The 12,906-nt window shown below is 55.6% G+C and carries 8 protein-coding genes; 4 read left to right on the top strand and 4 right to left on the bottom strand.

Going from position 1 to position 12,906, the window contains the following annotated elements; genetic code table 11:
• Positions 1-34: 34 nt before the first annotated feature.
• The 3 genes from KTT_RS28785 to KTT_RS28775 form a co-directional block, all read right to left on the bottom strand.
• Positions 35-904 carry a DUF6585 family protein gene (locus KTT_RS28785; protein WP_126601144.1) on the bottom strand — a complete coding sequence of 290 codons (870 nt, stop codon included), beginning with the start codon at positions 902-904 and terminating at the stop codon, positions 35-37.
• A 220-nt stretch (positions 905-1,124) separates the two neighbouring features.
• Complete coding sequence (locus KTT_RS28780; RefSeq protein ID WP_126601143.1) at positions 1,125-1,862, bottom strand: response regulator transcription factor; 738 nt, start codon at positions 1,860-1,862, stop codon at positions 1,125-1,127.
• A gap of 52 nt (positions 1,863-1,914) precedes the next feature.
• A complete protein-coding gene (locus tag KTT_RS28775; RefSeq protein WP_160146198.1) occupies positions 1,915-2,736 on the bottom strand; it encodes a sensor histidine kinase in 822 nt (273 codons plus the stop codon).
• Between the two features lie 553 nt (positions 2,737-3,289).
• Here KTT_RS28775 and KTT_RS28770 point away from each other — a divergent pair.
• The 4 genes from KTT_RS28770 (at position 3,290) to ybiA (ending at position 9,318) form a co-directional block, all read left to right on the top strand.
• Complete coding sequence (locus KTT_RS28770) at positions 3,290-5,515, top strand: sensor histidine kinase (protein ID WP_160146197.1); 2,226 nt, start codon at positions 3,290-3,292, stop codon at positions 5,513-5,515.
• A 314-nt stretch (positions 5,516-5,829) separates the two neighbouring features.
• A complete protein-coding gene (locus KTT_RS28765; protein WP_126601140.1) occupies positions 5,830-6,414 on the top strand; it encodes a hypothetical protein in 585 nt (194 codons plus the stop codon).
• On the top strand, positions 6,415-8,709 hold the full coding sequence (locus tag KTT_RS28760; protein ID WP_126601139.1) for a peptidase domain-containing ABC transporter: 2,295 nt from the start codon (positions 6,415-6,417) through the stop codon (positions 8,707-8,709). It abuts the gene before it with no gap.
• Between the two features lie 165 nt (positions 8,710-8,874).
• Positions 8,875-9,318: a riboflavin biosynthesis intermediates N-glycosidase gene (ybiA, locus tag KTT_RS28755; RefSeq protein WP_126601138.1), complete on the top strand. Its 444-nt coding sequence runs from the start codon at positions 8,875-8,877 to the stop codon at positions 9,316-9,318.
• Positions 9,319-9,455: 137 nt separating this feature from the next.
• Here ybiA and KTT_RS28750 read toward each other — a convergent pair whose 3' ends face one another.
• Positions 9,456-12,785, bottom strand: a complete 3,330-nt coding sequence (locus KTT_RS28750) for an efflux RND transporter permease subunit (protein WP_126601137.1) — start codon at positions 12,783-12,785, stop codon at positions 9,456-9,458.
• Between the last annotated feature and the right edge of the window lie 121 nt (positions 12,786-12,906).

The following is a 12,906-nucleotide window of genomic DNA, read 5'->3' as shown; positions in this document are numbered from 1 at the left end:
ACGTCTACCGTTTCTAGTTGCTCAAAAAACCTTCTTATTGGAAAATAATGGGGATTAACTCTTTGAGGATCAGCGCGTTATCCACATCGGCCGTAAGCGCCTCGAACCAGGGATGATCATGATCCTCTTTGCTATAGACGCGTGTATAGGTTTCGCCTACCTCGATCGATTCCACCTCGTCCCACGGAAGCTGTTCTTCTTCGTCGCTGTTGGGGCGCACATGGCTGATCTCTTCCCGATTGAGGATCAGATCACCAAACTCCAGATCCTCACCCAGGCGATAGAGCTCAAGCATTCCTGGATAGCGATAATCGGTGTAGGCGCGCTCAATCGTATCGCAGAGTTCGGAGCGCTGCTGTACCTTTGGCTCCAGGAGTAGCTGGACATCCTTATCGGTGATGAACGAGAGGGTATCGCTGATGACGTGACTGGGATGTTTGGGATCGAGGGCACCGCGCATGAGGCTTTCGATGTCGTCCCAGCGTAACACATGGCTCTGCTGCCGCCCCTGCAGGAAGACAAAGCCATCCTCAAATATATGCACCTGCTCACGGTGGCGATAGCGATACTCGCGCAGGTTGCGCCATCCCTGCAAAAAGCAGCCAAGGATGAGAATCAGACTGATTACCCCGATGGCGCCGATGGAGCGCAGGGTAGGGGGATCGGCCAGTGTCTGGCTGAGCGTGATCTTGCGCACAGCATCGATCAGAAAGAAGAGACCAATGACACTGATGACGAACCAGACAATGGCGTTAATGAGTAAGCGCGCGCCATTAATTGTGGATTGAGTGTAGGATGAACGCCTCTCTCCCAACGCATAGGCGGTTGCCAGTCGTTGTACCTCGGCGTAGTATGGTGATGATAACTCATTATCAATATTTTGTGTATCTTGTTGTGACTTCACGCTTTTGTCTGGCCTCCGTTCAATGTCCTTTGCTTTTCGTATTATACATTATATATCCCACCTCTGAGTATGCATATACATGCGCTGGGTGGCGTCCATATGTGTGTGCGCCAGATACAATCGGATTTTTCAAACACAGAAAGAATTAGTACTGTGGGGTTCTCAGGGGTGGCCAGCCCCTGAGAACCCCACAGTACTAATTCTTTCTGTTCCCTTTTAGCTATTGCCTGGTCGTCTGACTTACCTTGCCTGGATTGGTGGCGAACTGATAGCCGATGCCGATCTTGGTCAGGATATAGTTGGGATGGCTGGGGTCAGGCTCAATCTTGCGGCGCAGGCGGTTGACGTTGACCTGTAGCATATGGCTCTCACCGATGTATTCATTGCCCCAGACGTGCTCAAGGAGCAGGTCCTGTGTGATTACGCGCCCGGCGTTCTGTGTCAGATAGGCCAGAATGCGGTATTCGGTCGGAGTCAGGATGATCTCTTTTTCACCCATCATTACTTTTCGTTGCGCGTAATCGATGCTCATCTCGCCAATCTGGGTGATCGTGCGGACAGCGTGGGTCTGCTCTTGCGACATAAACTGTGTACGCCGCAGGACAGCGCGGACCCGGGCCAGCAGTTCCTCGATACTAAATGGTTTGGTCAGATAATCGTCGGCCCCCAGATCGAGCCCTTTTACTTTATCATTGTCCTGTCCGCGCGCCGTAACGATGATGATCGGCACCGCTGAAAACTCACGCACATGCTGGCAGACGGTCAAACCATCCATGCGCGGCATCATCACATCGAGCAGAATCAGATCGGGATGATGCGCCTCGATTAGCTCCAGTGCTTCCTGTCCGTCACGGGCGGTGATCACCTCGTAGCCATCAAACTCCAGGTTGCGCGAGACGAGTCGAAGTAACTGTGGATCATCGTCGGCCGTCAGGATTCTGGTCTTTTTTGAAGTCATAGGGTCCAATCCTTTTAATGAATACTGTGTGCATGTATAGGGAATAAAGGCTTTACGCTATTGAACTGCTCGTGGGCAAAAGAATATGCATGGTGGTTCCAAACCCTACCTTGCTTTCCGCCCAGATACTACCCTGGTGAAGCTCGATCAGATGCTTGCTGATCGTTAATCCCAGGCCCAACCCATTGACCTGACGTGTCAGCCCCAGGTCAACGCGCTGGAAGCGGCCAAAGATCTGCTCGAGCTTATCTGCCGGGATGCCCATGCCGTAATCGCGTATAATAACGGCGATCATCTGGCTGGCATCCACACCCTTGTACGCTGTAAGGTGTTCTTTTTCCTCATCTGTACATACAGGCGAAAGCGTAACCTCTACCACGCTATCCGAATATTTGAGCGCGTTATCAAGAATGTTTTCGAAGGCGATCAATAGACGAGAGTGATCCGCCTGAAGTAGTATATCATGTTCGAAGGGTGAAAAGTCACAAGAAATTTGCGAGAAGCGAAATTGACGCCCTGGAACAGTACGTTCAAATTTTGTGATGGCTGTACGGAGAAGATGAGGCAGGCTGATAGTCGTGGGGTGAAGCGCGATGGCGTCGCTTTCCATCTGCGCCAGTTCCATTAACTGATCGATACTAGTGGCCAGGCGATCGCTCCCCTCGTCGATGGCTTTGAGGAAATCAGTGCGTTCAGCCGGGTCAAGCATGTGATCGTAGCGTAAAAGCGTAGTGACATAGCCTTTAATAATAGCCAGCGGACCGCGTAATTCATGGCTCAGTGTCGCAAGTACTTCCGCCTGTAAGAATTGTTCCGGATAATGCTGGTCTAAATAGATCTCAGACTGTTTATTTCCTATGTGCTCATCGGTCATAAAGACTAAATTCCTTGCCGCTTTTGCTATCAAATCCAGATCTTTACCTGGCATGAAGCCTCTATTATTTCCACCCTTATGTATTGACTGCCTTAGTCCGTTTTGTGGTGGTGTATGGGGTGGGGTGCGCATCCGCGCACCCCACCCCATACACCACCACAACAAAACCAGTGAAGCCGCGCAGCGGACGCCCGTGTGGGGGCTTAAGCATATACCCAGCATGCTCGCCTACACCCTGGCAGGGTTCTCCCTGCATCCCTTAAGTTGGTGTGAATGGGGGGCGCGGATGCGCCCCCCATTCACACCAACTTAAAACCCAGTGCGGCCGCGTAGCGGACGCCCGTGTGGAGGCTATCATGTGCCCCACGGCGACGAGAGTCACCCACATTCCCCCCAAAACCCTTGTCAGTAGTAAGCCTGTGCTTTACTATAGATTATAGATTGGAATGCTCTAAAGCGAAAGAGTAGGATGCCCACTGGCATCACAATGAAGTCACAATGTACGTGGCCGGTGCGTGATAATATATATGTTCATGTGGAAAAGGGCGATGTCATGGAACAATTTCAGAAGAAGGTCCTCTCTGAAGTAGAGCGTTTTGATGCTCTCAGTCGGGTAAGTGTAGCCCTGATGAGTGAAAAGAACGAGTCACGCCTTCTTCACCTTATTGCCCAGACGGCGACTGATCTGACCGGGGCAGCCTATGCGGCCTTTACGCTGCGTCCTGTGAATGAGCAGGGTGTGGCGTTGGTACCTTCTGAGGGGAATCTTTTCTACCTGGCGGCCGTAATCGGGGTGAGCAAAGAGCAAGAAGAGTTTTTTCGCAAGATTCATCTGGGTGGTGAAGGATTGCTGGCCCCCATTTTTCGCTATGGGGTGCCCGTGCGCGTAGGCGATGCGATGAAGATGGCGTCCGCGCATACTGATCGTCCTACCTACTCGCATGAAGAGGCGCGCGAGGCGGCTTTACGCTTCGCTCATGGCAATATGCCCGTCGATGAACTGCGCCAGGTAGGTGTGCCATCGATGCATCCTGTGATCTGCAGCTTCCTTGGCGTGCCTCTACTCGATAGCAATAACGAGGTACGCGGTGGCCTGCTGCTGGGACATCCAGAGCCCGATCGCTTTAGCGCGGACGACGAGCGGCTCCTGCAGGGTCTGGCCGCCCAGGCGGCGGTCGCCCTGGAGAATGCGCGCCTCTACCAGGCCATGCAGATGCGCGCCCGTGAGATGGACGCGCTCTTTCAGAGCATCGCCGATGGGGTGATCCTGCTTGATCAGCAAGGCAACATTATACGTGAGAATGAGCGTGCCCGCGATCTGCGCCAGCAGTTGCTGCAATTGCCCGATGGAAAACGGATCATGGAGCAGATGCTCTATCAGCCGGCGGCCACTGTCCTGAGCAGACAGGTTAAGGAACAGACTACGGTTACCATGATCGATGGGTTCCATGAGCAGCACGATTACGTGATCAATGCGGCACCTCTCTCCTTGAGTGAGCTGTATAAAAATTCCGCCCCGCTGGGCGATGCCAATCATGGCGCGAAACAGGATGCCCATTCCGAGGCGGTCGTGGTCTGGCATGATGCGACCGAGGCGCAGCGATTACTGCGTGAGCGCCAGGTCCATGCCGATACCGAGGCCAGGCGTTCCCTGCTGCAGATGATTCTGGATGAACTGCCCACCAGCGTCTACCTGGTACGCGGCAAAGATGCCCGGCTTGTGATGTCTAATTATGCCTCGCGCACAGTCTTTGGTGCGGAATGGAAGCCGGGGCAGTCGATGCTCGAATTTCTGGGTGAGCACCAGATCCGCATCTTTATGAACGATGGCCGCATCCTACCCAATGAGCAACTGGCCACCCTGCGCGCCGTTCAGAAGGGCGAGACGGTTTACCAGCACCAGGAGGTTATCCGCCACGCTGATGGCACCACGCTGCCCGTGCTGGTCAACGCGATCGCGCTCCCACCGAATAAGTTTCGGGTTCCGTCGCTGGTCGCCTCAGGAGTACAGGAGCCAGAGCTATCCGCGATCGTGGTTCACCAGGATGTGACCGCGCTCAAAGAGGCGGAATATCTAAAGGATGAGTTTATCGGGATCGCGGCTCATGAACTGCGCACCCCCCTGGCCGTTCTACATGGCTGCGCGCAGACGTTAATTGTGCAGACCGCGCGCGGCAATGGCTCGACCCTTGCGGATTGGCAGATGGAATCTATCCAGGATATCGATCAGGCCACCAGGCGCCTGGTAGAACTGACGGAAGACCTGCTGGATGTGTCGCGCCTGCATGCCGGTCACCTGGAACTACAGATTGAGGCCATCGACATGGTCGCCCTGGCACGGCGCGTCATCAAACGCACGCAACTGACGACGGAGCAGCATCAGTTGAAGGCAACGTACGGAGCCGAATACCTCGTCGTGAATGCCGATAGCCGGCGCCTGGAGCAGGTCCTGACCAATGTACTCAATAACGCCATCAAATATTCTCCCGCCGGTGGTGCCATTGAAATCACCCTGGCAAAATCCCCCGATCAGCAACACTGTTTGCTTGCCGTCAAAGATTTGGGCATAGGTATTCCCGTTCAGCAGCAGGCCCGCATCTTTGGCCGCTTTATGCGCGCCGATAACGTGCGCGGCATCAGTGGCACTGGACTTGGCCTCTATCTCTGCCGAGAGCTGGTTGAGCGCCACAATGGTCGCATCTGGTTCGAGTCCATCGAAAATGTCGGCACCACATTTTATATATCATTGCCCCTTGTCGATGATATACATATGGCGTAGGTTTGGCCCTCGCGACCGATTTTGCCTGGCCCATCTTCCAGGCCGGTAGCACGACTATAAATCAACGATCAGCTTGACTGGAAATCGCTTATAGGGTACTAATTAAGCTGTAATCATAAATCTTTAGTGCAAGAGCTTTAGAGGGATAGCGTTTTTGTATGGGTGTAATCCTGCAGCAAGTTGAATAAGGGCACGGGAGCAATTTCTATGTGCGCATGTTGAGCGGGGTGGATCTGGCACGGTGCATAGATAATCTGGCTTCTGTGTTTTTGTCATATGACTGCTCTCAATGTGGCGGGGTAATCAACAAACCTATGATGCAACAGAAAAAACGACCTCTTTTCCGGGAGCATGCGTTACAGCATTATATGCGCAGGCGCGAAGAAGATATTTTACCGCGCATCGTCTCACCACCGATCTTCCTCTTTGTCTGGGTGTTGTTTCTGCTAGTACTGGGAAGTGGGATTATTGCCTGGATGGAACGTATCCCTGTCTATGTCAATGGCGCGGGCATTGTCCAGCAAAACTCGCATAGCATCAATGCGCAGCAAAGCGAGGTTGATGTCCTGGTCTTTGTGCCCGTCTATTCCAGCGACCATGTTCGTCCTGGTATTAACGGGCAGGCACAGTTCGCCTCGGGGGCGCGCTATTATGATAGCCGGGTAACCAGCCTGGAGCCCCTGGTGCTTACTCCAGAGGCGATCCAGACGCACTATCAACTCAGTTGTAGTGCCGCGCAGATCGTCACGGCCCCTTCGGTGGCGGTACATATGAAGGTAATAGTGCCGGCGCAGTACCACGTCTTTAGTGGCACACTGTTGCAGGCGCGTATCCAGACCGGTACGCAACGGGTACTGTCGCTCATGCCTGGTTTTGATAGGCTGATGGGAGGTTCCTAAATGCAACGGACACAAAATGATGTTCAGCCAGATCCTCAATCACAACCCGAACGCCCTTTCATACCTCCTCCAGCCCCGTGGGCGCCGCCAACCTTTCTACCGCTCTGGCTGCAGCATGTCCTGCTTTTTCTGTATGGTATGCGGCGGAAAAAGGTGCCCGTTATCCTCCAGATGAACGCTGTAGAGTGTGGCGCCGCCTGCCTTGCCATGCTCCTGACGTACTACGGACGCAAAACGAATGTGGCCGACATCCGGAATCTTTATAATATCGGACGCGACGGTCTCTCGGCGCGCAGCATCGTGCAGGCGGCACGCAACTATGGGCTGCGCGTGCGTGCGATCTCGATGCAGAGCACCGATTTTCGCTTTGTGAGCTTGCCCGCCATCGTACACTGGGAATTTAACCACTTTATCGTGGTTGAGCGCTGGACGCCGCAGCATGTCGACGTGGTTGATCCGTCGATTGGCCGCAAACGCCTCACCGCCGCCCAGTTCAACGACGGCTTTACCGGCATCGTGCTGATGATGGAGCCCAGCCCCACGTTCTCGCGCGCATCCGAGCCGCGCGTGCTGACGCTGAGAAGCTATGCACGCCAGTACCTGAAGCGCGCGCCGATGGTCTTCTTTCAGATCCTGCTGGCCTCAATCGTGCTGCAGGTCTTTGGACTGATTGTTCCGTTGCTCACCAAAGTCATTATCGACCAGATCCTGCCCCTGCGCCTGACCAGCGTCATGCCCATCATCGGCATCGGTATGCTGGTGTTAATTCTCACTGAAAGCCTGATCACGTTGCTGCGCTCTTTTCTGCTGGTCTATCTGCAGAACCGCATCGACACCAAGGTCTTTCCCGATTTCTTCGAGCATATGCTACACCTGCCATTGAGCTTTTTCCAGCAGCGTTCCAGCGGCGATATTATGACGCGTATCTCAAGTAACGCTGTGGTGCGTCAGACCGTTAGCTCGCAACTGGTCTCTAGCTTGCTGGATGGCGGCCTGGTCATCGTCTATATGTTCATCCTCTTCGGACTCTCCTGGGCCTTTGGCGTGCTGGTGCTGGTCATTGGTGGCCTGGAGATACTCATTATGCTGGCCTCTAACAAGACCAATATGCAGTTCACCACCCAGGAACTGGAGGCAACCGCTAAGTCTCAGGGCTACGTTACAGAACTGCTGACCAGTATGGAGACCGTTAAATCGGCTGGCTACGAAATGCAGGCTTTCCACCAATGGCTCAACTACTTCTATAATCAGTTGAATATCTCCAATCGGCACAACATCTATACGTCCATCATCAGTAGCTTCGTATCTCTACTGGAGATCGCGGCGCCTCTCTTCTTACTCTGGTTAGGTACCGTGCAGGTGCTGAACGGACAGCTGGAGCTGGGCACCATGCTGGCCCTGAATTCGCTGGCCGCCACCTTCCTGTCCCCCCTGACCTCGCTGGTGAGCAGCGCCATGCAATTGCAGGTGGTGCGCTCGCATATTAACCGTATCAGCGACGTCTATAGCGCGGGCGTTGAGCAAAATGTCTACGAGGTTGAGCCCCCACCGGTCCTGACGGGACATATTGTGGTGGACAACGTGAGCTTCCGCTATGATCCCCAGCTACCAGATGTGCTCACAGACATCTCCCTCACCATCGAGCCGGGGCAGAGGATTGCCCTGGTGGGTCAGACAGGTTCGGGCAAGAGTACGCTGGGCAAGCTGATGCTCGGCCTGTATCCTCCGACCAGTGGTGACATCCTCTACGATGGTATCTCGTTGCAGACGATGAATTATCAGGCCGTGCGTGAACAGCTTGGCGTTGTTATTCAGGAGTCGGGCGTCTTCAGCGGCTCAATTCGTCAGAACATCTCCTTCGCCCATCCGGATGTCGATATGGAGCAGATCATTGATGCCTCAAAGAAGGCCTGCCTGCACGAAGAGATCTCGATGATGCCGATGCGCTACGAGACCTATGTGGCCGAAGGCGGCAACGCCCTGTCGGGTGGACAACGGCAACGCCTGGCCCTGGCGCGTGCCCTGGTGCATCAACCGCGTATCCTGCTGCTGGACGAAGCCACCAGTTCGCTGGACGTGGTCACCGAGCGCGAGGTCGAAAAAAATCTGTCTGAACTTGCCTGCACCCAGATCATCATCGCCCACCGCCTGAGCACGATCCGTAACGCGGACATCATCATCGTACTCGACGCCGGACATATCGTAGAGCGCGGCACCCACGAGGACCTGCTCAAACTGAACGGCTACTACGCCCATCTGGTACACAACCAGATCGAAGAAGAGTTGTCCTTCTAAGCCCGCCCTGACACCACGCGCCAGCCTGTACAGCGCATGGTACAATCTACTACAAAACCCCATAAGTTCGGACCTCGCGTCCGATTAAAATGCATCGGCGAGAACCATCTCCCGATGATAACAAAGTCGGACCTGGCGTCCGATTATATCAGGAAAGGGACAAGGATGATCTCCTTTTATAGCGTGCGAGAGGAGCCATATGGCTGCTTCTCCAATTTTTCCGGGCATGGCTTCAAGATTGATGGTGTCTGGTGGTCGACCAGCGAACACTACTTTCAGGCCCAGAAGTTCGCGGGCACCCCGCATGAAGAGGCGGTGCGCCGGGCCCATAGTCCCAAGCTGGCGGCCGAAATGGGACGCGATCGCAAGCGTCCCCTGCGTTCCGATTGGGAGAGCGTGAAGGATGACATCATGCGGCGTGCCGTGCTGCATAAGTTTGAGGCCCATGCTGAACTGCGGGACCTGCTATTGTCTACCGGCAATGAAGAGATCGTTGAGAATGCCCCCGGCGACTACTACTGGGGTATCGGGCGCGATGGCAGTGGCCGCAACATGCTCGGCCAGATCTTGATGGAGGTACGCTCGATATTACGGGAGCGCGCCCAATAACGTAGGTTCGACCCTCGCGGTCGATTACCTCATCACGCACGAAACGGCACAATCCGTAGGTTCGATTTACCTCGTGAAAATAAGGAAGACCACATTGGTTGAAATGACCAATGTGGCCTGCCTTATTGTTGTTACGTTTAAACCGCGGGTACGGGTTCTTCGGCTGTGGCTTGTTCTTCGATCGTTTGCGTGGGTGTGGCTCCTCCGGAGCGGCCACGAATGCTCTCGACGATGACGTACAGCGTTGGGACCAGTAGCAGGGTGAGGATGGTGGAGGTGGTCAGTCCTCCGATGACGACGATGGCCAGTGGCTGCGAGATGAAGCCGCCGGAACCACCAAAGCCGAGCGCCATCGGCAGCAGGGCCAGGATGGTGGCGATGGCTGTCATTAGGATGGGGCGCAGGCGATGACGTCCACCCTCGACGACCGCCGATTGCGCGTCCATGCCTTGCGTGCGGTACTGCCGCACCAGGTCAAGCAGGACGATGGCGTTGGTGACGACAATACCAACCAGCATCAGGAAGCCGATCAGGGCGGCCGCGCCCAGTGGGGTCCTGGTGAGCAGCAGCAGGATGAACGATCCGGTCGCCGCGAACGGGATCGAGATCAGCAGGATGACCGGCTGCAGCAGGCTGCGGAAGGTGGCCACCATGATACAGTAGACCAGCATGATGGCGACGGCCATAGCCAGCAACAGGTTTCTGAAGGTGTCGGACTGCTGCGAGGTGACGCCGCCCAGCGAGTAGGTGGCACCGTTCGGCAGGCTCAGTTTGGACAGGTGCTGCTGCACCGTGCTACTGACGGCGCCCACGTTGGGATCGGTGATGGTGGCGGTAACCGAAGCGGTACGATTGCCGTCGATATGGGTGATCTGCGTGGGACCATTGGCGCTCTGCACGGTTGCCAGGTCGCCGACTTTGGCGCTGCCCAGCGTGGTCGGGATGGTCAGATTGCGGATCTGATCGACCGTGTTGACCGGGGTACCGTAGTAGAGGTTGACGTCGAGTTGGGTACCATTGATCGCCAGTTTGGTCACGCCAGGAGTACCACTATAGATCGCGCGCAGATTCTGGGCCACCTGGGCGGCCGTCATGCCGTATTTCAGCGCCTTCTGCGGATCAACGTTAATTTCGATCTGCGGTACGGCGTCGGACAGATTGCTGGAGACATCGGTGAGACCCGAGACCTTTGCTACCTCATCTTTAACCTGCTGTGAAGCCGCGCGCAGGGTAGCGTCGTCGGATGCCTTGACATCGACCTCCAGATTGGAGCCGTTGAAGCCGCCACCACCCCCCGACGAGACCGTCAGGGCGCCAACATTTTTGATGCCATTGATGCGATTGCGCAGATCCTTCTCAAACGCCGCCTGGTCCGCGTTCTCGTCGGTGGACAGCGCGAAGGTCGCTGTGTTGGTGCCACCGCCACCAAAGAAGCTGGAGAGACCACCATTCGAGCCAACCACGGTCTGCCGGGTCACGACGTGTGGCAGTCCCTGCAGGGTCTGCTCCACCTGCTTCGCCGCTTCATCGGTCTTCTGCAGGCTGGTAGCTGGAGGCATGGTCAGGGTAACCGAATAGGTGTTCTGCCCGGACGAGCCGAACAGGTTGGTCTGCAGGCGACCGATCAGGCTAAAGGTGCCGACCAGAATGGCCAGGGCCAGGATCAGTGTGAGCGCACGCTGCCAGGCGCGACCCGTGACCCAGCGTACCAGGGCGGTATAGCCCCGCTCCAGCCACGAAACCTTTTCTGCTTTGTGCTCCTTGCCCGGTTTGGGTGATTTGAGGAACCAGTAGGCCAGCACCGGGATAATGGTCAGGGCCACGAACAGCGAGGCCAGCAGGGCGATGGTGACCGCGACCGAGAATGAGCGGAACAACTCTCCCACGATGCCGCCGGTAAAGGCGATGGGTAGGAAGACAGCCACCGTGGTCAGCGTTGAAGCGGTTACGGCACCAGCCACCTCGCGAACCGCCGCGGGAATGGCCACGTCTTTCTTCTCCCCCTGTTGCAGGTGGCGATAGATGTTTTCAAGGACCACAATCGAGTCATCGACCACGCGACCGATGGCGATGGTCAGGCCGCCCAGCGTTAAGATGTTCAGCGTATAGTTGCCAACGTAGATACCGATCAATGCGATCACGATTGACAGCGGGATAGAGATCGCCGTTACCAGGGTCGAGCGGACCGACAGCAGGAAGATCAGGATAACAATGATGGCGAAGACGGCGCCGATCAGACCCTCGCGCGTCAGATCCTGGATGGATTTGCTGATCGACGGCGCCTGATCAGAGACGATCGAGATGCTGGCATTGTGCCCCAGATTGTTCTGCAGCGTCTTGATCTGGTCGCGGACCGCGTTGGAGATGGAGACGGTATTGCCATTGGGTGATTTGACGATGGAGAGTCCCAGGCTGGGTTTGCCATTGGTGCGCGTCAATGAGGTCGAAGGAGCAAGCACCTCTTCGACGGTCGCGACATCTTTCAACTTGACCAGCGTAACCCGGGGAACGGCCGCCCCTGCGGTTGGCGTAGCAGCGCCAAAGCCCGTGCTGCCAGCACCCTGATAGCTGCTGCTCCCACCGGCACCGCCGGCGCCACCAGCACCAGGAAAGCTCCCACTGGCACCGCCAGCGCCACCGGCGCCACCGGCGCCAGGAAAACTACCGCCAGCACCGGGATAGCCGCTGATTCCACCGGCGCCAGGGGTACCAGTGACACCTGTGGTATGCGTGCCCACGACCAGATTTTTCAGATCATCCAGCGAATTGAGCGTATTGCCGACTTTGATGGGGACCGTTTTGTCATTGGCGGTCACATCACCGGCCGGGATGCTCAGGTTGTTGGCCTGCAGCGCCCCCGAAACCTGGGTGGAACTGATGCCATTTGCCTTCATTTTGGCGGGATCAAGCGTAATGCTGACGATCTGGTTGCGCACACCGGTTACATTGACGGTTCCAACACCATCGATGCGCTCCAGGCCGGGCACCACGTTCTGCTTTAACTGCGTCGCCAGGGTCTGGGCGTCAGCATCGGAGGTCACGGCCAGCTGCATAATGGGCAGGTCGGCGATGCTAAACGACTGCACCTGGGGCGTTGTGTTGCTGGGTAGACTCGACTGCGCCTGCGAGATACGCTGTGAGAGCGTCTGGCGCGCCTTATCGATATCGGTTCCATAATCGAATGAAACGGAGATAATCGATGTCCCCTCGTTTGAGTACGAGGTTATCGTCTGCACGCCCGCGATCCCTTGAAAGTTCTGTTCAAGCGGATTGGTGACATCGTGCTCAACGATCGACGGCGTGGCACCTTGGTAGACGGTGACCACCGAGACCGTGGGAAATGAAATGGACGGGAATAGCTCTTGCTTAATTGAAGGGATGGTTAAGCCACCAAAGATCAAGATCGCAATGGTGACCAGCGCGACTATACTTTTATTGGCAAGGCTAATCCTTGATAAAAAGGACATTACCGTTGCTCCTTTCGGATGATCTGGTTATCGCTGAATAGCTGTGCTTATTAAACGTTTATTAAGTTCGCATTATAATAGACGGGTTTATCGGGTTAGCAGGGTATATAGCTAACGATCA

The organism is Dictyobacter aurantiacus (genome assembly GCF_003967515.1).
Classification (GTDB): domain Bacteria; phylum Chloroflexota; class Ktedonobacteria; order Ktedonobacterales; family Ktedonobacteraceae; genus Dictyobacter; species Dictyobacter aurantiacus.
The sequence above is the reverse complement of the archived record's forward strand: the minus strand, read 5'-3'. Positions and strand labels throughout refer to the sequence as shown.